The organism is Paraburkholderia sp. SSBN10T, assembly GCF_056619545.1.
Genome location: NZ_JBWQQI010000003.1, coordinates 67943 through 91624, shown reverse-complemented (window position 1 = coordinate 91624; position 23682 = coordinate 67943). Strand labels below are relative to the sequence as shown.

The following is a 23682-nucleotide window of genomic DNA, read 5'->3' as shown; positions in this document are numbered from 1 at the left end:
GTCAGAAGACGCTAAATATTCGCGCCACGATGCCGATATCTCTATAGACGACAGTCTTTCAATTTATTTCCGAACCGTTTCGCGACGCATCGCCGTCGGCGCGTTCGTCGTCATACGACAAAGTTCAGATATGAGTGAAGTCACTGACGCGCCGGTTGTCGAGGAGGCGCGGTTCCCCGCTGCCGCCAAGGCAAAGCACGAAAGTGCAAGCGCGCGGCTCGCCGGCGCGTTGCCTGAGCGCGTCGTTGCCGGCATCTGGGCTGGCTCACTGGCTGCGATCGTGGTGCTGGCTACCCTCAAGTTTGATCTTAGCGCGCAGTTCCGTCTCTCCTTCGCTATGCTCGGCGTGATGTTCCTGCTCAGGCACACGGCCAAACTGGAACGCTCCCGCTTGTTCTTTCTCGCTTGCTCGGCGTTCCTGACCTTCCGTTATATCTTCTGGCGCACAACCTCGACGCTGGGCTACAACGGGCTGGCCGACTTCATCTTCGCGCTGCTGCTATACGTCGCCGAGCTGTATGGGATCGTGGTGGCCATGCTCGGCCTGTTCGTCAACAGTCACCCGCTGCAGCGCACGCCCGTGCCGCTGATCCGGACCCCGGGTGCGCTGCCGCGCGTCGACGTATTCATCCCTACCTACAACGAACCGGCCGACATGCTGGAAATCACGTTACGGGCGGCGCTCGACATGCGCTATCCACGTGATCTTCTGCGCGTCTATCTGCTCGACGACGGCGGCACGCAGCAGAAGTTGAGCCAGCCGGACGCGGACAAAGCCGCCGAGGCTCATGCGCGGGTGCAGGAGCTGAAACAGTTGGTTGCGCGCCATGGTGGTTTCTATCTCTCGCGCGAGCGCAACGAGCACGCGAAAGCAGGCAACATCAACGCCGCACTCAGCCGCACGGATGGTGAGCTGATTGTCATCTTCGACGCGGATCACGTGCCCACCGCCGATTTTCTCGAGAAAACGGTCGGTCATTTTCAGCGGGACGAGAAGCTGTATCTCGTGCAGACGCCTCACTTCTTCATCAATCCCGATCCGCTCGAAAAGAATCTCGGCATGTTCGGCAAGATGCCGCCCGAAAACGAAATGTTCTACTCCGTCGTGCAACGCGGTCTCGATTTCTGGAATGCTTCGTTTTTCTGCGGCTCCGCGGCGGTGCTGAGGCGCCGCTGCCTCGAAGAGATCGGTGGCATCTGCGGCACCTCGATTACGGAGGATGCCGAAACGGCCTTGACGCTGCACGCGCGAGGCTACCGCAGCACGTACGTGAACGAAGCGCTGATTTCCGGTTTGCAGCCCGAAACATTTGCAAGCTTCATTGTGCAGCGGGCGCGCTGGGCGCAGGGCATGATCCAGTTGTTCCTGTTGCGCAATCCGTTAGGTCTCAAAGGACTGACGCTGGCACAGCGGCTGTGCTACTTCTCGAATGCGTTTTTCTGGTTCTTCTGTTACGCGCGCCTCGTATTCGTATTCGCACCGGTGATGTACCTGCTGTTCGGCTTGCAGTTCTACAACGCCACGATCCCCGAGTTCTTCGCGTATGGCTTGCCGCAAATGATCGCGGCGATTCTCGCCTCCGATTTCCTGTTCGGCCGCTATCGCTGGACGCTGATTTCCGAGGTCTATGAACTGCTTCAGTCGATGTTCTCGCTGCGCGCGGTGGTGTCGGTCATGATCAATCCACGCGCGCCCGCCTTCAAGGTGACGCCCAAGGGCGAGCGGATCGAGGAAGACGCCATTTCCGAACTGGCCGGGCCGTTCTACCTGGTCTACCTGCTCGTCCTGATCGGCACCGCTGTCGGCGTCTGGAAACTGCTGCACGGTTACCCTCATGGCGATGTGATTGTGGCGTCGCTCGGCTGGAGCGCGCTGAATTTGGTCCTGCTCAACGCCTGCATCGGCGTGCTGTACGAGCGCAAGCAACGGCGTGCCGTGCCGCGTGTGCCGGCCGATCTCGAGGCAGTGTTGCATGTGCCGCCAGCCTCTGCTGAAGCAGGTGCGCAGACGGCATGGGCATGCCGTGTGGTCGACATGTCGGCGGGCGGTCTTAAGCTGGTGATTCCGGAGAGTGTGCAAGCCAGCGTTCCGCGCAACTGCGCGGCGACGCTCGAAGTTTTCAACGTCGCATTGGGCCGCTTGAGCTGTGTTCCGCTTACGGTTCGCAACGCTTTTCCGGCGGCAGACGGTTCGCTGACGGTGGGCGCCCAATTCGCTGACGATAGCGTGACCGGCCGCTCGGAACAGGTTGCGCTCGTGTTCGGCGACAGCGGCCGCTGGCGTGATTTCCGCGAGAGCCGCAACCGGCGCGTGGGGATCGTGCGCAGCCTCGGGATCGTCGCCAGTCTTGGCACGGTGCACGCGTTCGGCCATTACCTCGGCTTTTTCCGCGGCATGCTGCGCTATGCGGAGATTCCATGGCGAATGGCTTCGCGCACGGCCGCTTCATTCGGCTTCTTCTCCAAAGCAGACTCATGAGTATCTCGTCGACTTTCCGCGTTGTCGTCTGTGCGATGTGTTGTGCATTGGCCTTGCTCGCTCCCGGCGCCGCCTTCGCCACTGCCCACGCAACGAGCCAGAGTGTCTCCGGGTCCGCAGACATCCAGGCCGTTACCGCGAAAGCGGCGCCGGTCTCGCTGGCTACGCTCGGCAATCTTTCCGGCGTGCTGCGCCTCACCGGCGCCGCGGCGTCCAGTTCCATGAGCGTACCGGTATCTGCGCGCGAACAGGTGTTGGCGGCCACACTGCATCTGGTTGTATCGAATTCGATTTCGCTGCTTTCCGATCGCTCGCAGCTTGCCGTGCGTGTCAATGGCCGTACCATCGCGCAGTTGCAGCTATCGTCGCGGCAACCCGAGGCAACCGCCGATATCCGCATTCCGGTCGACCTGCTGCGCCCCGGATACGACACATTGACCTTTGCCGTCGCCCAGCATGCGACAGAAAATTGTGAAGATCCGGATTCGCCCGAACTCTGGACCGAGATCGACACCAGCGCATCGACGCTGCAGTTGCAGACGGACCTCAAACCGCTCACGCCGACCCTGGCGGATCTCGACGATCTGATCGACCCGCGGCAGTGGTCCGCGCGTACGCTGGACATTGTGAGCGCAGCGCATCCGGATGGCGACCAGGCGCTTGCCAGCGGCGCCATGCTCGCCGAAGGGATCGCGCTGCGTTTGCGCTACCTCGACCCGGCACTGCGCGTATTCGATGCGCAGCGCGCCACCGGCGACGGCATCTTGCCGGGTCTGGCGCTCGCTTCGCTTGCCGGCGCGGACGTCCTGCTCATCGGGACACGTGACGCGCTGCGTGGCGAACTCGATCCGCAGATTGTGGCGCGCATCCAGAACGGCTTTCTCGGCATCTACCCGAAGCCCGGCGATGCGCGGCATTTCGTGCTCGTCGTGAGCGGCCGTAACGACAGCGAGGTCAACCGTGCGGCGCGCGCGTTCGCCCATCATGAGCTGCGCTTGCCCCACCGCAACGAGATGCTGATCGGCGAACTCGACGAATCGGACACGCCTGTGTGGTCGGCCAACGGCAGGGTGTCGGGAACGGCGCCGCACACCTTCCGGCAACTCGGCCTCGCGAGCCGTACCCTGGCTCCCGGCGATCACGCCGACATGGAAGTACGACTGCCGGCCGACATCTATGCGCCCGAGGACGCACGCGTGACCTTGGACATGAACTTTACCGAAGGCGCAAAGATGCGCGAGGACTCGGTCCTCAACATTTTCCTGAACGGACGGTTCGAGCAGGTGATCGCGCTGGATCAGCAGCAGGGCGCGGTTATGCGGCGCTATCGCGTCACCATGCCGTTGCGCGACTTCCACCCGGGTTCCAACACGCTATCGCTGCGGCCGATTCTTGTGCCGCTTGTCACCGACCGCTGCGCGATGCGTTCAACGGCTAATCTCCAACTCACAGTGTTCGACGATTCGACGCTGACGCTACCGCCCGCGTCGCACTTCACCACCTTGCCGGATCTCAAGCGCCTTGCCGACAGCGGCTTTCCATACACCGTACGGCCCGACGGGGGAGCGCTTGCCGTACGGGTGGCCGCGCACGACAACGACACCATTGCGGCCGCATGGACCCTGCTGGCCCGGCTCGCGCAAACGCAAGCGGCGCCGCTCACGGCCGCTCAGCTTACCTTCGGCGAGCCCGCACCGGGCAGGGACACGATCCTGATCGGCGCCGCGGCTGCATTGCCGCCGGCGCAACTCGCGGATGCGCCGTGGTCGCCGGGACGTGCCTTGCGTATCGCCGACGGCACGTCCGCTGCTGGGCAGCCGGCCGGCAACTGGTTCGCGCAACACTGGGACAACTGGTTCGGAACACCCGCTAATGCTGCAGCGGCAAGCGTGACGCTGCATGGCGATGCGCGTCTGTCGGAGCAGTTGCTGGTCATGCAGTATCGCGGCAAAGACGCCGGCACTGTCACCGTGCTCACCGCCGGCAACACGTCCGAACTGCTGCAGGGTGTCACGCGACTGGTCGAGTCGAATTACTGGTCCAGCCTCGGCGGTAATGTCGCACTGCTGAGCTTCGAGCACGCCGGGCTGTGGACGGCCCAGGTGGGCGGCACCTACGAAACCGGCACGCTCGGTGTGTGGGACCATCTTGGCTTCGTGGTATCCCAGCATCCGTGGCTTGGCTATGCAGTGCTGATCTTGATGCTTGCGTTGTTCGCGGCATCGACCGCGCTGCTGCTGCAACGCCATCACCGGAATCGGCACCGTGACGCGGGCGAATAACGCGGTCCGGTTGTGTTGCGCGCTGTGGTGGTGCATGACGATGTCGGGTTCATTGTGGGCGGCGCAGGACAATCTGCTCGACGTCGAAAGGAACGGCACGGCGAACGCGAGTACAGCCGGTGCAGACGCGATGACCGTGCGACGGGAAACGCCTCGAAGTCTGGCCAGTGCGGATGCACCCGCACTGCAGGCGCGTGTTGTCCGCACGGAGCAGCAGAACCTGCTTGCACCACCAGCGCCGCCTGTTGGAGCGGCTGCGTCCGCAGGCGCGAGTGCGGCTGACAGCGCAGACAGCCTGAGCGCGGCGACGGAGCCGGACGAACGTCCGCTCTGGCGTCTGCTGCACGAGAACCGGCTCGCCGAATATGATCGCAACCTTGCTTCGATCGCGCGTGATTTTCCATCATGGACGCCGCCGCAGGCGCTCGTCGCCGAGCGTGCCCGCCGTCAGCAGGAAGCGGATCTCGCCGCGGCGCTGAACGGCGAACCCGCAGAGTTGCGTTTGCTGATCGCGCGGGTGCCGGAAGCATTCGGTTGCGCGCACATCGATCGTGTCTGGAAGGCGGCAGACGTGTTTGCGCGCACCGGCCACGTGGATGAGATCTACCCGCTTTACCGCAGCGTGATTCCCACCTGTGAGCCTGCCAGGAACCGTATCGCGACGCTTTACCGTGCCGAACGCGAATTGCCGGCTGTCCAGGCCGATGCGCTGATCGAACTGGAAGCGTCGCAAGGCCAACGCGACGAGGAGGGCGAGCGCGCCTTTCAGCGGCTGCGTTACCTCCGCGATATCGCGGCGCTTGGCGCCCTGCCGCCCGACACCGCGGAGGCAGCAAAGCAACTCGCGGTGCTTGCGCCGTCGATTCGCGCGTATCGTGACGCGCCGGCTGCGGCGTTGGCGGGATGGATCGAGCTTGCCCAGCATCATGTCGAGACGGCGGGCGACTGGTTCGGCTTCGCACGCGACATCGCGCCCGCTAATGTGGACGCGGCGCTTGGTCTCGCCCAGGTGCGAATCGAGCAGCGTGATCTCGATGGGGCGCAGGCATTGCTCGACGAGCCGTCATTGCAGGACGAGCCGCGCGTCCGCAAGGCGCGTGCGCAGATCGCGCTTGCGCGTGCGACCACTGCGTACGAACAGCACCACTATCGCGAAAGCTTGCAACTGCTCGATACCGCGGCCAGCGAAGGGCTGCCGGCAACGGCGAGCGACATGCTGCGCGGCTGGAACCTTTATGCGCTTGGCCGGTATGCAGAAGCGGCCAGGCTGTTTCGCGCGCAATACAACCGCGATCACAGCGACGATAGCGCCGAGGGTCTGGCGCTCGCCTTGCGGGCGACGCATCGCGGTGCTGCTTCGGCATCGGCAGATGACGGGTTGATCAAGGCTTACCTGGATGCGCTGAATGCGCAGCAGCTTTACTACCAGAAGGAGTTTCTTGCATCGCGGGTAGCCTTGCGTGAGGCACTCGCCGGGACTGACGATAGCCAGCGGATCATGCGCTATGTACCCGCCGACCTGAGTGGGATCGACGCGGCGTCGGTTTCCGGCGGGCTGACCTGGTCGGATCATGTCGGCGCATCCGGTCAGGGACGGCTCGATACGATTGCGCCTGAGGTGCGGGGGGAGTGGATCGAGAACACGACGCAGTTTGAATTGCGGTACCGGCAGTTGTTTCTGAATGCTGGAACGACTTCTCTCGATCAGACGGTGCCAGGATTGGAGGGTCTCCTCGCCAGTAAAAATTTCTCTGATCTGACCAGCAGTTCAAGCTTCCAGAATTGGAAAGCGGCTGCGCAAAGTCAGTCGCTCGGAGGCTCCGCGCGCGCGGAAGAACTCCAGCTCATGGTCGCCAACACGTTTCGCGTGAACACGTTGTCGCCATTCGACTGGAGCGTGTCGCTCGGAGCGGCCCAGGGCTGGCCAGCCGGTTTCCGGCCCGATGCCCAGGTGAATCTTGGTCAGCGTTTCACGTGGGGCACCTGGTCCGCCCATCTTGGGCTCACACCGGTGCGGGATTCGCTGCTGTCGTGGCAGGGCATGGCTTTCGGCGACGACAAATGGGGTGCCGTGCGCAGGGAAACGCAGGGTGCGCAGATAGACTGGCAGGTGGCGCCCCGCTGGAGCATCAACAGCGCAGTGGAATTACAGCGACTGATCGGCATGAACGTGATCGCTAACACAGGCGTTTCAGCCGATCTGTCGGGTGGCTATGACCTGCACGTGCCAGGTTTTAACTATTTCTCCATCGGGCCGGCGCTGCACTATCTCACCTACCAGCGCAACGAGAACTTCTATAGCTTTGGCCAAGGTGGCTATTACAGTCCGCAATCGTCGTTGAGCACGGGCGTCGTGCTGCAATGGCTATCTGAAGAAGGCCGCACGTGGCAATGGCAGGGAAGTCTCGAAGCGGGCTGGAACACTACCCTTCAAGATACGGAAAGCTGCTTCCCGCTTGGCGTACCGACCGACATCGCAAATGCGGTGGGCAGTGACAAGGTTTCCCTCATAACAGGACTCACCTGCGCCGGCAGCCACGACCACGGCCTCTATGAACATGCGCAGCTTGCAGCAACAATGAAACTCTCGCCGCACTGGCAGGCTGGTGCACTCGTGGATGCTAACGTCACACCGGGCCGCGACAAGCAGTTTGCCGGGCTCGCGTTCCTGCGCTACTTCTTCGAGCCGCGTGCGGCCGTCTTCAGTCGCGACTTGCCGCGCAACACGCGTGATTTCTACCAGCAACTCGACGACAACCGAAACTAGATGCTGCGCAGGAATACTGCCTTCCAGGCATGAACTGAGCAAAGGCCGCAGCAGTTCGGGTCGCCCGTGCCAGGCCTCACCTCAATAGAGGTGCCGTGGCCTGGCGAACTGTCAACGTCGAACACCGCCGTTCGCTCCTCGGATCACACGAAAAAGCCATGCGCAAGAAAATGATCTGATGGGCGCCGCAGCGTTTTTTCAAACGCAAAAACGCCCAAACGAAGAGCCCATGACAGGCGCCCTCGTTCAGGCGTTGTGTCGTTCACACGGTACGTTCCGGGAAGCGTACAGCCCCCCGGAGACGCGGATTCCGCTTAGAACTTGTGACGGATGCCGACGCGAACTGCGAGCTGCGTGTCAGCACCGGCGGTCGGCAGGTAGCTGCTCGTGCTGACGCCGATCTGCGATTGCAGGGCAGCGCCGCTCGAGGTCTTGCCCTTGGCTTCCTGGAACACGCCGAGCAGGTACACGTCGGTGCGCTTGCTCAGTGCGTAGTCGACGCTGGCGTCGATCTGGTTCCAGTGGCCGTTGGTCAGATCCTTGGCCTGCATGTACGTGTAGCCCAGTGCGCCCGTCAGTGCCGGCGTGAATGCGTACTTGCCGCCGACTTCATACGCATTGAACGTCGTCATATGGCCGACGAGCTGCTCGATGTTCGTGTGCGTCCACAGGGCCCACAGCGTAGCCGGTCCGATCGAGTACTTGGCGCCGACGCCGGCCGTGGCCAGGTCCTTCACCACGCTCGTGCCCGTAGTCGACGAGGCATTTGCCAGCGTCGTCGAGAAGGTCGTCGGCGATGCCGAGCCCGGGTAGCGGATGTTCGTGTACGCTGCGCCGATACCGAGCGGGCCGTTCACGTAGTTCAGGCCGAAGCTGTACGCTGCCGACGAACCGCTCGAACCCGGCGCGCCTGCAAACGCGCCAGCCTGGTTCGAGAAGCCGTACATCGCGCCGAACGTCAGGCCGTAGAAGTTCGCGCTGTTGAACTTGATCGAGTTGCTGATACGGCTCGACGTGAGCTGGTCGATATCGTTGATGTGGTAACCGTAGTTGCCTGCGACGGTCTGGCCGCCGTTGGCATACGAGCCACCCAGATAGTCGGTCGAGAACGAGTACTGACGGCCGAGCGTGAGCGAGCCGATACCGTTCTGCGTCAGGCCGACGTAGGCTTGGCGGCCGAACTCCGAGCTGCCTTGACCCAGCGTGCCGTTACCCACGTTGAAACCGTTTTCAAGGTTGAAGATTGCCTTCAGACCGCCACCGAGGTCTTCGGAACCGCGCAGGCCCCAACGGCTGCCTTGGGCAACGCCGTCACCGAATTGGTACAGGCTCTTTGCGCCGGTGCCGGCATGGTTCACGTACGTGATACCTGCATCGACCAGGCCGTACAGCGTGACGCTGCTTTGAGCGTGAGCGGCGCCGGCGAAAGCGGCGAGGATGGCGGTGGCTAAAACTTTCTTGTTCAAGAGATTCTCCGATTAAAAGAGGCGATCGTGTGCCAGGCTCTTTTGGCAGGTCACGCGATGGCCGCAAATTTAAGGGAGGGGAGCGAAAGCAATGTGACAGGTATGTAATTCAAGGAAACTGTCGTACGAATGCGACAGTTGCATGTTCGATCTGGAGAAAGTCGTACACCGTCCTCGCGCTTGTGCGCCGTGGGAGACAACGTTTGCGCATGGCCGCACCGGGATGCAATAGGTCGGCGCCACGAATGGCGGGGATGTAAAGATGTGGTATGGGAGCAGCAAACCGGGGGGCGCTTGCAGCGCCATGCTCCGGAACAATCGGGGATTTAGGGACCGATATGAAGCGCGTACAGCCGCAAGATACTGAGCAGGACTAATAGAAGCGTGACGCCGCAAAGCGGCCGTCAAACCGGTAGCGGCATCTTTGCCGCTACCGTCACGCTCTCTATCAGTTGGACAGCAATGAACCCGAGCGGAACGCCTTCGCGCCGGCGATGCGGGCGAATTCCAGGCCCGCGGTGGCAAAGCGCGTGATGTGCCGCGCGTACATCACGCCGGCCACGCTGCTCTTGAGCGTCACCACGCGGTCGGTGAGCGGGTCGACGATGTCGGCAATCGGGTGGTCCACGTCGACCCAGGTGCCGGGTTCGGTGCGGTACACCAGCACGCCGCTGATCGGCGCGACGATCGGCTCGGCGCCGGCGAGCGGCGTGGCGGCAAATTCGAGCGGAGGCATTGGCGCCGGGGTGCCGGCGATCACGCCCCGATGCGTCAGATACTCGATGATCGCCTGCGCGTCGTGCTCGGCGAACTCATAGGAAACGTCGCGCTGGCTGCGCAATTCGATCGTGACCGACACCGAGCCGTTCGGAATCGGGAAGCGCTCGCCGTAACGGCCGCGCAGATCCGACCAGCAGAAGCTATGGATTTCGTCGAACGGGTTGCCCACCGAATTCAGCGCGAGCAGCGACGCCTTGGACTCCAGATAGCGCGCCAGCGGCTCGACTTCCGGCCACAGGTCCGGGTTGGTGTAGAGGTGCATCGCCGCTTCCCAGTCGCAGTGCAGGTCGAGCACCACGTCGGCGTCGTAGGACAGTTTCTGCAGCGCCACGCGATGCGATTCCAGCTCCGTCTCCGGCTTGAGTGCGTCGAGGCCTTCGCGCATCGCGGCGCGGATCGCGTTGCGGTTATGGTCGATATCGTCGTTCAGGCGCGCTTCGATGACCGGCAGCACGAGGGCGGTCAGATCATGGAAGTTGCGGTTGAAGTTCTGCGCGGTGTTGGTTTCGAAGCGGCCCGAGAGATGGCCGAGAAAATGCTGGTTCAGGCCAATCGGGTTCGCCACCGGCACGACCACCACCTCGCCCCGGATCTTGCCGGCGGCTTCGAGCGCTTCGAGCTTGCGGCGCAGCGCCCACGACACCAGCATGCCGGGCAGCTCATCGGCGTGCAGCGAAGACTGGATATAGATTTTTTGTCCGCCGCCGGGACCATAGTGGAAACTCGTCAGGTTACGGGCGGTGCCGAGTGTCGGGGAGATCAGCGGATGGGTTAGGGTTTGCATAGTCTCTGGAGTGCGCCGAGCTCGCTGGGCGGGGCGCTATGTCGTTGATTTCAGTTTGAAAATTGCAGCTTTGCGCGGCTTGACGCACGCTCAGCCTGATTTGCGCGGCGCAGCGCGACCGTTCGATCTTAGCCGATCTGCCGGCGCAACGCGCAGCGCCCCAAACGAAACGGGCCCCGCATCTGCTGCGGAGCCCGTCTGTGGAAGCCTTCAAGCGCGACGCGGCACGCCGCGCCGGATGCGCTTAGCTGCCGTACACGTCGAAGTCGAAGTACTTCTTCTCGAGCTTCTTGTACGTACCGTCCTTGATCATGTCGGCAATCGCCTTGTCGACCTTGGCCTTCAGGTCGGTGTCTTCCTTGCGCATGCCGATGCCTGCGCCGTTGCCGAGCACCTTCTCGTCGACGATGTCTTTGCCGGCGAATGCATAGCCGGCGCCGCGCGGCGTCTTCAGGAAGCCGATGTCCGCTTCAACCGCGTCTTGCAGCGACGCATCCAGACGGCCCGACAGCAGGTCGGTGTAGACCTGGTCCTGGTTCTGGTACGAGACAACCTTGGCGCCCTTCGGCTCCCAGTAAGTCTTCGCGTAGGTTTCCTGGATCGTGCCCTGTTCGACGCCAACCGTCTTGCCGGTCATCGATTCCGGCGTCGGCAGGATCGTCGAACCCTTCTTCGCGACGAGGCGCGTCGGCGTATTGAACAGCTTGGCCGAGAAGGCGATCTGTTCCGCGCGTTGCGGCGTCATCGACATCGACGACAGCACGCCGTCGAACTTCTTCGCCTTCAGTGCCGGGATCATGCCGTCGAAGTCGTTTTCGACCCAGACGCACTTCGCAGCCAGACGCTTGCAGATTTCATTGCCGAGGTCGATATCGAAACCGACGAGCTTGCCATCCGAAGCCTTCGATTCGAACGGGGGATAGCTGGCGTCAACGCCGAAACGGATGGTCGTCCAGTCTTTCGCGTGTGCGCCGATCGAGACGGTGGCAAGCAGAGCAACCGTCAAAGCCGCTAGCAGTTTTTTCACTGTTTTACTCCTCGGAGTGGTTCGTATTACTCCCGCATGCGGTTGTGCCGCTGCGGAATCGTGCCCGGCGCGACTCACGACCGGGCAGGGATTAATGTCTGCCGGCCGGGGCGGCCTACAGAGCGGCCAAAGCTTATCAGGTCAAAAAGTTTCCGTGCTCAGTAAAACACCGGATAGCGCCTTGACAGCGCATTGAGAGTTTGCATGCGGCGCGCGGTTAAATGCTCATCGCATGCGGTTGCGCTTCTCTGCTGATCATCCCGCCCTTAGGCAAATCCATCGTTATGCGTTGCGCATCGAATAGGGCTGCCGCCCACCTTGGATTCTACGAATTGTTCAATTAAATCAACAACATTAGATCCATGCAAAGGGGGCGGACAGGGGCGGCTGCGGTGCGCGCAGATTGCCGACGACAGCACGCGCGCCACGGCCGCTGAGGTGACGAAACTGCGGCCGGCCGTGGCGCGCGCACCAGGTGTGGAGGGGTAAAAGACGCAAAAACATGACGCAAATCAGCAAGTTTGCCCGCCCGAATCGGGTCTTCGGCCGCGGTGTCTGTCCAGTTTGCCGCTCAGACGATCCGTGCGCCCTCGCGATAAGTGGCGCGCGGCACGGGCAGCGTATCGAGCATCGTCACCCTTACAAAGTCTGCCCGCAAACCCGGCGCAATCGCGCCGCGGTCATGTAGCCCAGCCGTGCGCGCCGGTTCGGCCGACACGGTCGCCATGGCGCGCGGCAGCGTCCAGCCGGCCTTGTCGACCAGTTCGAACACTGCGGTCAGCAGGCTCGACGGCACGTAATCCGACGAGAGGATGTCGAGCAGATTCGCCTTGGCGAGTTCGAGCGCGGACACATTGCCCGAGTGCGAACCGCCGCGCACGATATTCGGTGCGCCCATGATGGTGGAAATGCGATGCTCGCGTGCGGCTTCGGCAGCGACGCGGGTGGTCGGGAATTCCGCCAGCACGATGCCCTCGGCGGCGGCCTGTTCGACGTGCTCGACGAGCGTGTCGTCATGGCTCGCCACCGGCAAACTGAGCGTCTTGCAGCGGGCGACGATCTCGCGGCGGTGCGCATCCGCATAAAGCTGCTGTTCGTCAGCCAGTTGCGCAAGCGCGGTGCTCACGACCTCGTCGCTCAGCTTGCCGTTGCGTTCCTGGAAACGGCGCCATTGTTCGCGGTCGTGCCACTGCCGCTGCCCCGGCGTGTGATCCATCACCGAAGCGAGGCGCAGCAACGGATGCTCGCACAGCGAGTCGAACAGTTCGATCACATCGGCGGTGGCGATTTCGCAGCGCAAATGCAGGAAGTGCTCCGCGCGCAGCAGTTTGCGCTCGGAGAAACGCCTGAGTGCCTGGGCGCACTGCGTTTGCTGATCGCGGCCACGCAGGCCGACATTCGAGCGCGAGCCGATCGCAAGCGCGTCGAACACGGTGGTGATGCCGGCCGCCGCCACCTGGGCGTCGTGGATCACGAAGGCCGCGTCGGTATTCCACTGCACGCCGGGACGCGGTATCAGATGCTTCTCGAGATTGTCCGTATGCAGCTCGATCAGACCCGGCAGCAGGTAATCGCCATCCCAGTCTTCGGCCTCGCGTGCCGAGGTCGTGCCGCGTTCGACGTCATGAATCTTGCCGTCTTCGATGCGCACCACGCCGGTAAATACATCGTCTCGCGTCACGATGCGAGCGTTCCTGATCAACATCGACATGCTCCGTAGTCAGTCTGCTTGGGGTTATAGGTCAGTGTAGCGCCGCTTGATGACGCAACGGCGGCTGCAGTTCGAGGCGGCGAGTCGCCACTTTCGCGCGCGTCTCTTCGTCGTGGAATATCCCGACGATCGCCGCGCCGCGCTCGCGCGCTTCGACGATCAGATCGGCAACCACGTCACGATTCTCGGCATCGAGCGAGGCGGTGGGCTCGTCGAGCAGCAGCAGCGGATGCCCGGCGATCAGCCCGCGCGCAATGTTCACGCGCTGCTGTTCGCCGCCGGAAAACGTGGCGGGCGCAAGCGACCATAACCGCTCGGGCACGTTCAGGCGCGCCAGCAGCACCGCGGCGCGCTCGCGCGCTTCGTCTTCGGCGATGCCGCGCGACACCAGCGGTTCGGCGACCAGCGTGAGCGTGGTGACGCGCGGAATCACGCGCAGGAACTGGCTGACGTAGCCGACCACGTTGCGGCGCAGGCGCAGCACGTCATGCGGCTCGGCGCCCGTAATGGCGACGTGCCGCGCCTCGTGATCGTCCGAACGGATCGCAATGGAACCGTCGCTCGCCAGATAGTTGCCGTACAGGCAGCGCAGCAGCGTGCTCTTGCCGGCGCCCGAAGGTCCGACCAGCACGACGCATTCGCCCTGTTCGACCTCGAGCGAGACGCCCGCAAGCGCGTCGATCTGTACGCCGCCTTGCGCGTGCAGCGTGAAGGTCTTGCCGAGATTGACGGCGCGCAGCATCAGCGCTGCGTTGTCGATGAAAGCGCGCTCGTGCGCCTGTGCTTCGATGGATGGCATCGTGAACCTCAAACCGGCAGGACGGAAGAAACCAGCGTTTGCGTGTACGGGTGCTGCGGATCGTCGAGCACCTGATCGGTCAGTCCCGCTTCGACGACCTCGCCGCCTTGCATGACCATCAGGCGATGCGCGAGCAGGCGCGCCACGCCGATATCGTGCGTGACGATCAGCACCGACAGATGCAGCGTGCTGGTCAGCGTGCGCAACAGATCGAGCAGGCGCGCCTGCACGGAGACGTCGAGCCCGGCCGTGGGCTCGTCCATGAACACGAGACGCGGCCCGGTGACGAGATTGCGCGCAATCTGCAGGCGCTGCTGCATGCCGCCGGAAAACGCGGCGGGGAGTTCGTCGATACGCGTCGCGTCTAGCTCCACGCGCTCCATCCATTGCGTCGCTGTGTGGCGAATCTGCCCGTAATGGCGGGCGCCGACGGCCATCAGCGGCTCGCCGATATTGGCGCCGGCCGACACGCCGCTGCGCAGGCCGTCGCGCGGATTCTGCTGCACGAAGCCCCATTCGGTGCGCATCAACAACCGGCGCCGCGGCTCGGACAGGGCCAGCAGATCGAGCTGCTCGCCGTGCGTGGCGTGATAGTGCAGCGTGCCGCTATCGACCTCGGTGCGCAGCGCGAGCGCGTTGAGCAGCGTGGTCTTGCCCGAACCCGATTCGCCGACGATGCACAGCACCTCGCCCGGATACAGGTCGAAGCTCACGTTGCGGCAACCGTTGCGGCCGCCGTATTGCTTCGTGATGGCGCGGGCGCTCATCAGCGGTGTCATGCGCGCTGTCATGCGGATTCTCCTTCAGCTTGAACGCCTTCCTGCTGTTCGCGGCGGTCGTGGCAGTAGTCGCTGTCCGAGCAGACGAACATGCGCTTGCCCGCATCGTCGACGATCATTTCATCGAGGAAGCTCTCTGTCGAACCGCAAAGCGCACAGGCATGCTCCCAGCGCTGGATTTCGAACGGATGGTCGTCGAAGTCGAGGCTGCGCACCCGCGTGTACGGCGGAATGGCGTGGATGCGCCGCTCGCGCCCGGCGCCGAACAACTGCAGCGCGGGATTCATGTTCATCTTCGGGTTGTCGAACTTCGGGATCGGCGAGGGCGAGCTCAGATAGCGCTCGTTGACGATCACCGGATAGTCGTACGTCGTGGCAATGCTGCCGTGATGCACGATGTCCTCGTACAGCTTCACGCTGATCAGGCCGTAATCGGCCAGCGCATGCAGCTTCACGCATTCGGCGCGGCGTGGTTCGAGCTTGTATAGCGGCTCGGGCTGGGGCACCTGGTACACGAGGATCTGCTTGTCGGTAAGCGGCGTTTCGGGAATCCGGTGACGGGTCTGCACGATCGTCGCTTCTGCGGTGTGGCGCGTGGTGGCCACGCCGGTGGTGCGGGCAAAGAAGCGGCGGATGTTGACCGCGTTGGTGGTTTCGTCCGAACCCTGGTCGATCACTTTCAGCGTGTCGCTACGGCCGATAATCGCGGCCGTCACCTGGATTCCGCCTGTGCCCCAACCGAACGGCAAGGGCATTTCGCGCGAGGCGAACGGCACCTGATAACCCGGCACCGCGACCGCTTTTAGCAACGAGCGGCGGATCATCCGCTTGGTCTGTTCGTCGAGATAGGCGAAGTTGTAGCCTTCGGCCGCGCCGTCGTAGGGCGCACCGGCAAGTTGTGGGTCGGGCGCGTTCATGCGGCTTGCTCCTGCTGATCGTGACCGTTAACTGTTTGGGTTTGGGTTTGGGTTTGCGGCGCGAGCGGCGCTTGTCCCTGTTCTGCCTGCTGTGCAGCCTGCCCGGCCTGTGCAGCATGTTGCGCCCGCAAACGGCGCACCAGTTCGAGTTCGGCCTGGAAGTCGACGTAGTGGGGTAGCTTCAGATGCTGGACGAAGCCGGACGCTTCGACGTTATCGCTATGCGACAGCATGAATTCGATATCCTGGGTTGGCGCCCCGAGCGTTTCCCCGAGTTCTTCGGCGCGCAGCGCGCGGTCCACCAGCGCCATCGCCATCGCCTTGCGCTCCGAATGACCGAAGGCGAGACCGTAGCCTTGCGTGAAGGTAGGCGGCACCTCGCCGCTGCCGGCGAACTGGTTGATCATCTGGCATTCGGTGATGTCGATCTCGCCGATTTCCACCGCTTCGCCGAGTTCGTCGAGTTCCATCTCGACGCTCACCGAGCCGAAGCGGATCTCGCCCGCGAAAGGATGCGAAGTAGCGTAGCCGCGCTGCGTCGCATAGCCCATTGCCAGCAGGAAGCCTTCGTCGCCGCGCGCGAGATTCTGCAAACGCGTGGCGCGGTTTGCCGGAAACGCGAGCGGTTCGCGCGTCAGGTCGCCCGGTTCGGCTGCGCCGGGGGTGGGCATTTCCTGTTCGATCAGGCCTTCCTTGTCGAGTAGCGTGACCACTCGCGGCATAGCTTCCGGCCTGGCGTTCCCGGCTGTTGCGACAGCCTTGCCGGAGTCGCTGTCCGTCTCGCCGCCGTTGGCCTGCGCTTGAGCCATCAACGCGAAATCCAGCAGACGTTGTGTGTAATCGTAAGTGGCGCCGAGCAGTTGCCCACCCGGCAGGTCCTTGAAGGTCGCGGAGATGCGCCGCTCGACCACCATCGCTTCGCTATCGAGCGGCTGCGTGTAGCCGAAACGCGGCAAGGTCGTGCGATACGCGCGCAGCAGGAAGATCGCTTCCACCAGATCGCCGGCGGCCTGCTTGATCGCCAGTGCGGCAAGGTCTTCGTCGTAGACCGAACCTTCGGTCATCACACGGGCCACCGAGAGGCGCAATTGCTCGCGGATTTGCCCGACGCTCAACTCAGGCAGCCGCGGATCGCCGCGGCGTGACTTGTCGAGCAGGCGCCACGATGCTTCGATCGCGCGCTCTCCACCCTTGACGGCAACGTACATCAGTTCACCTTTGCATGAGTTGTGCGCGGCAAGCCGATCAGCGTGTTGCCGCAGACGAGATAGCAATCGATGCCGCACGGAAACAGCGGCGCGAGGCCGGCGCGTTCGCGCCAGAAATGTTCGGGCAGACCTTGCGGCGAGATGGTGGCGGTGTGCTCGATGCCGGGGCCGCTCAGTACGACCTGCGGGCCGCCGCTCAGCGCTTCCACGCGGATCAGCAAGGTCACCGATTGCTCCGGCGTTTCCGCTGCGCCGAGCGAGAAGTGTTCGAGTTCGGGTAACAGCGCGGCGTCATGGATATAGGCAAACGCCGCCTCATGCACCTCGTCGACCAGCGGCGCGCCGGTATGAAAGCGCAGCGCCGAGGCCAAGGCTGCGTCCGGTTGTGCGAGCCAAACCGGCGTAGAGTAGTCGCACAGCGTGAGCAGCGCCGCCAAGGCCGCCAGATCGGCGCGTGAGCGGTGCGTGCCCGAGGCTTGTGCGGCCGGCAGCACGTTTTCCACGACACCGACCGTGCCGGGCCGCGACAGCGCGTCGAGCAGCGTGCGGAACACCGCCTGGGTATCGTGCACCGGATCGGCAAAACCGGGGGCGAGGGTGGACAGGGCAATCTGTGAGGAGTTCATCGCGTGTTTCGTCAGGTTGTCCATCAGTCGCCCCGCACCATCGTGAAGAATTCGACGCGTGTGGACGCGGCTTCGTGGCGGCGTGCTGCACGCCGTTCGGCGAGCTGGGCGGCGAGCGGTTCGATCAGTTGACCGTGCAAACGCGCATGCTGCCCGGGCAATTGCAGCAGCGCGTCCGCAATCGCGGCGAGTTCGGCGCGCCGGCAGTCGCGGCCCAGATGGCAGGCGACGCCCACTGGCGCATGCTCAGCCGGGCTGCGCAAGCGCAGCGTGGCACGGGTGACGGTGGCTTCGCCGAGATTGAAGGCGTCGCCGCTGCCGCCGACGCGGCCGCGCACCATGGCGAGCCCGGTTTCGGGCGGCCGCAGCCAGTCGAATTCAGGCGGACTTGCGCCATCGAGCGCGCGGCTCAGTGCGGCTTCAAGTTCGGCGCGCGGCGTATGCGCAAGCACGGCCATCCATGCGCGCCGCACGGCGGAGGAAGGCGAGGTGGAAGAGGCACTCATCGGGGTTCCTGTTGATCCTGCGAAACGTCATTGAACCATCTATTCATCTAAACGTCTAGACGTTTAGAAGTAAAATGGTTGTGCTTGCAGCGCACTCGTGTTTTCATATTTCCATCACGGCTTGCGCACTACAATGCACGTCACAACGAATATTTGAACTGAAGGGAATGACAGCACCATGACATCGAACGACACCGCCACGCCGGGCACGCAGCTCGAACGGGGCGCGGGCGTTGCCGTGTGGCGGCAAATCGAGCAGATTCTCGCCGCGGAAATCGCGGCCAGCGGCTTCGGTGCAGACGGACGCTTGCCGAGCGAAGGCGAACTGGCCAAGCGCTTCGACGTCAACCGCCATACCGTGCGCCGCGCCATGCTGGGGCTCGCCGCGCTGGGCCTCGTCAGTGTGGAACAGGGGCGCGGCACGTTCGTGCAGCCCGGTGCGATCGACTATACGATCGGCCGGCGCACGCGCTTTACCGAGAATCTGCGCCGGCAGCATCACACGACGGCCGGCACGATTTTGTCGACGACGCGAGTGAAAGCCGAGCCGAACGTCGCCAAGGCGCTGGGCTTGCGCGCCGGGGCCTCGGTCTACCGGATCGAGACGCTGAACCAGTCGGACGGCGTGCCGCTGACCTATGCGCGCAACTGGTATCCGGCGGCGCGGTTTGCGGACCTGCCCGAAGTGCTCGAGCGTACCGGCGGCATCACCAAGGCGCTGGCCGAATTCGGCGTGTCCGATTACCTGCGCAAGTGGAGCCGCATCGGCAGCGTGCTGCCGGAGGCGGAAGTGGCGCGGCGCCTGAATATCAACCGCCAGCAGCCGGTCTTGTGGGTCGAGAACGTCGACGTCGATCTGCAAGGCGTGCCGGTCAAATACGGTGTGACGCATTTCGCTGCGGATCGCGTGCAATTGATGGTGGAAAACGACGTATGAGCAGCGCGGCGTGGGTGGTGAACGGGGCGAGCGAAGCGTTCGAATGGTCAGCCGAAGCGCGTTTTGCGGTGTATTACGCACCGTCGCGCGATTGCTCCTGGTGGCAGGCGGGTTCCGAATGGCTCGGCGGCGATGTGGAGAGCGGCCTGGTTTACACGCCGCCACAGCCGCCGGCGCTGGCTCGTCCGCTGAGCGAGCTGACCCAGGCGCCGCGCCGCTATGGCTGGCATGGCACGCTGGTCGCTCCCTTTCGACTCGCTGACAGCGTGACGCCGCGCACGGTGCTCGACGCCGCGCGCCGCTGGGCCCGGCTGCAAATCCCCTTTACCTTGCCGGTCGAGGCCGCCACGCTCGGCGAGTTCGTCGCGCTGCGGCCGGCTGAACCCGCGGGCGAGGCCGGCATGCGCGAGTTGGCCTCGAGCGCGTTGCGTACGCTCGGCGGCCTGCGCGCCAAACCGTCCGCCACCGATCTGGCGCGCCGGCTGGCCGCCCCGTTGACCGAACGCCAGCGTGCCTTGCTGGTCGAATGGGGCTATCCGTACGTGTTCGACGAGTTTCGTTTTCATATGACGCTGTCCAGTTCGCTCGAAGCCGCGGATGAGCGCGCGGCGCTCGTCGCGTGGTGGCGCGAGAGGATTGCCGTACTCGGGCCGCTGGCCGTCGATGCCGCGGCGCTGTTTGTCGAACCTGCGCCGGGCGAACCCTTCGTGCTATGGCAGCGCTTGCCGTTTCAGACTGGTGGGGAGTGAAGCACTAATGAATGGCCGTTTGATCTATGTGATGGGTCCGTCGGGTGCGGGCAAGGATTCGCTGCTGGGTTTCGCGCGCAACCGGGTCACGAGTGAGCCCATCCTGTTTGCGCATCGCTACATTACGCGGCCTAGCGGCAACGGCGAAGATCACGTCGAACTGACGCTCGAAGAGTTCGAGACGCGCTCCGCACTCGGTCTGTTTGCCCTGGAATGGTCGAGCCACGGCTTGCGTTACGGCATCGGCATCGAGCTCGACGGCTGGCTCCAGCGCGGCTGCACGGTGGTGATCAACGGCTCGCGCCAGCATCTGGAGCAAACGCTCAGTCGTTATCCGGCGGCCGACGTCGTGTATGTCGACGCGGCGCCGCACGTGCTCGAAGCGCGTCTCGGTGCGCGGGCCCGCGAGAGCGCGGAACAGGTCGCGGCGCGTCTCGCGCGGCAGGCGCCGTTCTCGTTGCCGGACGGCGTGAATATGACCACCATCGATAATTCCGGCGCGCTCGAAGATGCCGGCCGTGCGTTCGTTGAAGTGGTGCGTGGCGCGGCGACTCACGGCCTTTAACTATATGGGCTTGACGAAGCACACTTGACGGCGTTCCATAGCGGCGCCACATCATTCGGAGTCCATCATGAGCGAAGCATCCCAACCCACCGGCCCGTTCACCGGAGTCGAAGATCTGGCGCCCGCAGCCGAGCGCTTGCGCGAAATCCGTCATCACATTCACCATCATCCGGAGCTGGCTTACGAAGAGGTCGCGACCGCGGCGCTGGTTGCCGGGAAGCTCGAACAATGGGGCTGGCAGGTAACGCGCGGAGTCGGGCGCACCGGCGTGGTCGGCACGCTCAAGGTGGACGGCGGCGTGCGCAGCATCGGGATTCGCGCCGACATGGACGCGCTGCCGATCATCGAAGAAACCGGCTTGCCGTACGCGAGCGGCACGCACGGCAAGATGCATGCGTGCGGCCACGACGGTCACACCACCATGCTGCTCGGCGCCGCGGAGCACCTGGCGAAGACGCGCCGCTTCTCGGGCACCGTTCACCTGTACTTCCAGCCGGCTGAAGAAAGCGGGATCGACAGCGGCGCGAAGAAAATGATCGAAGACGGCCTGTTCGAGCGTTTTCCGTGCGATGCCGTGTTCGGCGTGCACAACCATCCGGGCGCGGAACCGGGCGTGTTCCTGTTCCGCAAGGGGCCGTTCATGTCGGCGGGCGACAAGGCCATTATCACGATCGAAGGCGTCGGCGGTCATGCGGCGCGTCCGCACCTGACGGTGGACCCGGTGGTGGTGGCGGCAAGCATCGTGATGGCCTTGCAAACCATCGTGGCGCGCAACGTCGATCCGTCGCAACCGGCGGTCGTGACGGTCGGTTCGATGCACGCGGGCACCGCCAACAACGTGATTTCGAGTACCGCCAGGCTCGAATTGAGCGTGCGTTCGTTCAGCCCGGAAGTCCGCGCGCTGCTGAAAAAGCGCATCATTGAACTGGCCGAGAGCCAGGCGCAAAGCTATGGCGGCAAGGCGGTGGTCGAGTACATCGAAGGTTACCCGGTGGTCGTCAACTCGGAGGCGGAGACCGATTTCGCCATTGAAGTTGCCCGTGAGCTGGTGGGCGATGACAAAGTGGTCGCGCAGGCCGACATCCTGATGGGCAGCGAAGACTTCGCGTTCATGCTGCAACATCGGCCGGGCACCTTCCTGCGCCTCGGCAACGGTGTGGGCGAGGACGGCTGCATGGTGCACAACCCGCACTACGATTTCAACGACCGTAACCTGACGGTCGGCGCGGCGTACTGGACGCGGCTCGTCGAGCGCTATCTTGGGCAATGAATGCCGCGGTGGGTGGTGCAACGGGTGAGGCCGGCACAGGGAAGCGGGCGGGCGCCATGCGCCTTCCTTTTACCGTAACGAAGCAACGACGATTACCACGCAGGCCCGCAATGAGCGGCGTCACGCATGCAGTGGAATCCGGGCGGGCCGCCTAACCGCGCCGCGCCACCAGATCCGATACGTTCTGCGCGGCCTGCTGCAGCGGTTCCAGAAACGCCTTCACCATCTGCTTGGCCGAATTGCGCTGGGCATTGCCGCTGATGTTCATTGCCGCGATCACGCGCCCTTGCCGGTTGCGGATCGGCGCGGACAGCGAAATCAGGCCGCCTTCCAGTTCCTGATCGACAATCGCCCACCCCTGGCGGCGCACCTGGGCGATGATCTTTTTCAGTTCTTCCTTGTCGGTGACCGTACGCGGCGTATGAGCGTACAGCGGCGTCGAGCTTAGCGTGGCGTCGAGCGTTGCGTCGTCGAGCGCGGCCAGCAGCACGCGACCCATCGATGTGCAATACGCCGGCAGGCGGCTGCCGATCGACAGGTTGATCGTCATGATCTTGTGGGTCGGCACGCGCAGCACATAGACGATTTCGGTGCGATCGAGCACGGCCGCCGAACAGCTTTCGTGGACCTGCGCCGAGAGTTCTTCCATCACCGGTTCGGCCAGATTCCAGAAAGGCATCGAGGTCAGATAGGCGAAGCCGAGATCGAGAATCTTCGGCGTCAGCCGGAACAGGCGTCCTTCCGCTTCAACATAGCCGAGCGTCTGCAAGGTCAGCAGAATGCGCCGCGCTCCGGCCCGTGTCAGGCCGGTGGCGGCGGCGACGTCGGTGAGCGTCTGCTCGGGGCGTTCCGCGTTGAACGCCCGGATCACCGCCAGACCGCGCGCGAACGACTGCACGTACGAGTCGCCCGGCTTGTCCGGGGCGTCCGTGGCATCGGGCGCGTTGGCGGGATCGGCAGGAGACGCTTGCGGGGCTTTGCTCATAGACCTCAGGGAATGCATGGAGTAACCGGGCGTATCGACCACTTGCTCCGCCGCGGCGGGAAGCCGCGCGGGACGAAGGTGCCCCCGGCCTGCGCGCGGGTGCGCAGAAAGCCGTGAAGATAGCTTATGCCTTGGATTTCGCCAACCTCGCTGATTTTGTATCCGCGTGACGCCTTGGCCAACGCGGCGTGCACAAGGGCGATCCGCCCTTGGTTGATCGCCCGGCGCGTACCGGCGGCGCGGCCAGGGTTTTCGTGGATGCAAATTCTATCCGAAATTTGTATGATGACCCGATCACATGACCAGTTGAGAGTCGCATGTTCGAGAAGATTCCCGCCCGCGCACTGAGCGACACGGTTGCGCAGCAATTGCTCAAGCAGATCGATAAAGGCACCTTTGCGCGCGGCGGCAAGCTGCCGACGGAAGCGGTGCTGGCCGAGCAGTTCGGCGTCAGCCGCACGGTGATTCGCGAAGCGATTTCGCGCCTGAAGAACGAGGGCGTGGTGGAGCCGCGTCAGGGCAGCGGGGTGTTCATCGCGGCGCACGGCGCGATCCGGCCGCTGCGCATCGACTACGCAGAGGCGGTTGGAGCCGGCTCGGTGTTGCAGATCCTCGCGCTGCGCCGGGCGATCGAGGCCGAGGTGGCCTCCGAGGCCGCGATGCGGCGCAGCGACGCCGACATGATGTCGATCGACGCCGCCTTGGCGAAGATCGACGAGGCGGTCGCCGAGGGGCACGACGGCGTCGCCGAGGACGTCGCCTTTCATCGCGCCATCGCCGTGGTCACGGGCAATCCGTATTTCCTCAAGACACTCGCGTTCCTGAATCAGTACCTGGAAGCCGGCACCGTCGTCACGCGCCGCAACGAGGCACTGCGCGAAGATTTTTCGCGCCAGGTGCGCGACGAGCATGCGGCGATTGTCGCGGCGATTCGCGCGGGCGATCCGATGGCGGCGCGCAACGCCGCTCGCACGCACATGTACAACGCCGCCCGCCGTTTAGCTGAAGCCGGCATTTGTTGAGCCTTGACCGTTGTCCGTCGGAG

General features: G+C 63.9%; 19 protein-coding genes. 8 read left to right on the top strand and 11 right to left on the bottom strand.

The window, feature by feature from the left end; translation table 11 throughout:
- Positions 1-130: 130 nt before the first annotated feature.
- From bcsA to AC1ECK_RS05290, 3 genes are read left to right on the top strand one after another with little or no spacing between them, the layout of a single operon-like run.
- Complete coding sequence (gene bcsA / locus AC1ECK_RS05300; protein ID WP_480316633.1) at positions 131-2479, top strand: UDP-forming cellulose synthase catalytic subunit; 2349 nt, start codon at positions 131-133, stop codon at positions 2477-2479.
- Positions 2476-4761: a cellulose biosynthesis cyclic di-GMP-binding regulatory protein BcsB gene (locus AC1ECK_RS05295; RefSeq protein ID WP_480316631.1), complete on the top strand. Its 2286-nt coding sequence runs from the start codon at positions 2476-2478 to the stop codon at positions 4759-4761. The genes bcsA and AC1ECK_RS05295 overlap by 4 nt, the downstream gene beginning before the upstream one ends.
- Positions 4762-4801: 40 nt before the next feature.
- A complete protein-coding gene (locus AC1ECK_RS05290) occupies positions 4802-7528 on the top strand; it encodes a cellulose synthase subunit BcsC-related outer membrane protein (protein WP_480316629.1) in 2727 nt (908 codons plus the stop codon).
- 314 nt (positions 7529-7842) lie between these two features.
- Here the strand turns inward: AC1ECK_RS05290 and AC1ECK_RS05285 are convergent, their stop codons facing one another.
- From AC1ECK_RS05285 to phnG, 10 genes are all read right to left on the bottom strand, one after another.
- A complete protein-coding gene (locus AC1ECK_RS05285) occupies positions 7843-8994 on the bottom strand; it encodes a porin (RefSeq protein ID WP_480316627.1) in 1152 nt (383 codons plus the stop codon).
- Between the two features lie 448 nt (positions 8995-9442).
- Complete coding sequence (locus AC1ECK_RS05280; protein WP_480316625.1) at positions 9443-10558, bottom strand: succinylglutamate desuccinylase/aspartoacylase family protein; 1116 nt, start codon at positions 10556-10558, stop codon at positions 9443-9445.
- A gap of 244 nt (positions 10559-10802) precedes the next feature.
- Positions 10803-11585, bottom strand: coding sequence for an ABC transporter substrate-binding protein (locus tag AC1ECK_RS05275; RefSeq protein WP_480316623.1), 783 nt, complete (start codon positions 11583-11585; stop codon positions 10803-10805).
- Positions 11586-12156: 571 nt separating this feature from the next.
- The gene (locus AC1ECK_RS05270; RefSeq protein ID WP_480316621.1) at positions 12157-13290 is read right to left on the bottom strand and encodes an alpha-D-ribose 1-methylphosphonate 5-triphosphate diphosphatase; all 1134 of its coding nucleotides are present in this window, start codon (positions 13288-13290) and stop codon (positions 12157-12159) included.
- Positions 13291-13327: 37 nt separating this feature from the next.
- Positions 13328-14095 (bottom strand): phosphonate C-P lyase system protein PhnL, encoded by a 768-nt coding sequence (gene phnL, locus AC1ECK_RS05265; RefSeq protein WP_480316619.1) that lies wholly within the window; start codon positions 14093-14095, stop codon positions 13328-13330.
- 8 nt (positions 14096-14103) lie between these two features.
- On the bottom strand, positions 14104-14874 hold the full coding sequence (gene phnK / locus AC1ECK_RS05260) for a phosphonate C-P lyase system protein PhnK (RefSeq protein WP_480317323.1): 771 nt from the start codon (positions 14872-14874) through the stop codon (positions 14104-14106).
- An 8-nt stretch (positions 14875-14882) separates the two neighbouring features.
- Entirely contained in the window at positions 14883-15791 is a 909-nt protein-coding gene (locus tag AC1ECK_RS05255) for an alpha-D-ribose 1-methylphosphonate 5-phosphate C-P-lyase PhnJ (protein ID WP_480316617.1), read from the bottom strand.
- Positions 15788-16999: a carbon-phosphorus lyase complex subunit gene (locus AC1ECK_RS05250; RefSeq protein WP_480316615.1), complete on the bottom strand. Its 1212-nt coding sequence runs from the start codon at positions 16997-16999 to the stop codon at positions 15788-15790. Before AC1ECK_RS05250 ends, AC1ECK_RS05255 begins: the two co-directional genes overlap by 4 nt.
- Positions 16999-17625, bottom strand: a complete 627-nt coding sequence (gene phnH, locus AC1ECK_RS05245; protein ID WP_480316613.1) for a phosphonate C-P lyase system protein PhnH — start codon at positions 17623-17625, stop codon at positions 16999-17001. The genes AC1ECK_RS05250 and phnH overlap by 1 nt, the downstream gene beginning before the upstream one ends.
- Positions 17626-17648: 23 nt before the next feature.
- On the bottom strand, positions 17649-18131 hold the full coding sequence (phnG, locus tag AC1ECK_RS05240; protein ID WP_480316611.1) for a phosphonate C-P lyase system protein PhnG: 483 nt from the start codon (positions 18129-18131) through the stop codon (positions 17649-17651).
- 178 nt (positions 18132-18309) lie between these two features.
- Here phnG and phnF point away from each other — a divergent pair, with 178 nt between their 5' ends.
- From phnF to AC1ECK_RS05220, 4 genes are all read left to right on the top strand, one after another.
- A complete protein-coding gene (gene phnF, locus AC1ECK_RS05235; RefSeq protein WP_480316609.1) occupies positions 18310-19068 on the top strand; it encodes a phosphonate metabolism transcriptional regulator PhnF in 759 nt (252 codons plus the stop codon).
- Positions 19065-19817, top strand: a complete 753-nt coding sequence (locus AC1ECK_RS05230; protein WP_480316607.1) for a DUF1045 domain-containing protein — start codon at positions 19065-19067, stop codon at positions 19815-19817. Before phnF ends, AC1ECK_RS05230 begins: the two co-directional genes overlap by 4 nt.
- Before the next feature lie 7 nt (positions 19818-19824).
- On the top strand, positions 19825-20382 hold the full coding sequence (gene phnN / locus AC1ECK_RS05225) for a phosphonate metabolism protein/1,5-bisphosphokinase (PRPP-forming) PhnN (protein WP_480316605.1): 558 nt from the start codon (positions 19825-19827) through the stop codon (positions 20380-20382).
- Positions 20383-20449: 67 nt separating this feature from the next.
- Positions 20450-21652: a M20 aminoacylase family protein gene (locus tag AC1ECK_RS05220; protein ID WP_480316603.1), complete on the top strand. Its 1203-nt coding sequence runs from the start codon at positions 20450-20452 to the stop codon at positions 21650-21652.
- Positions 21653-21803: 151 nt separating this feature from the next.
- Here the strand turns inward: AC1ECK_RS05220 and AC1ECK_RS05215 are convergent, their stop codons facing one another.
- Positions 21804-22637 carry an IclR family transcriptional regulator gene (locus AC1ECK_RS05215; protein WP_480316601.1) on the bottom strand — a complete coding sequence of 278 codons (834 nt, stop codon included), beginning with the start codon at positions 22635-22637 and terminating at the stop codon, positions 21804-21806.
- Positions 22638-22954: 317 nt separating this feature from the next.
- On the opposite strand from AC1ECK_RS05215, the gene AC1ECK_RS05210 reads away from it, so the two are divergent.
- A complete protein-coding gene (locus AC1ECK_RS05210; RefSeq protein WP_480316599.1) occupies positions 22955-23659 on the top strand; it encodes a FadR/GntR family transcriptional regulator in 705 nt (234 codons plus the stop codon).
- Positions 23660-23682 lie beyond the last annotated feature (23 nt).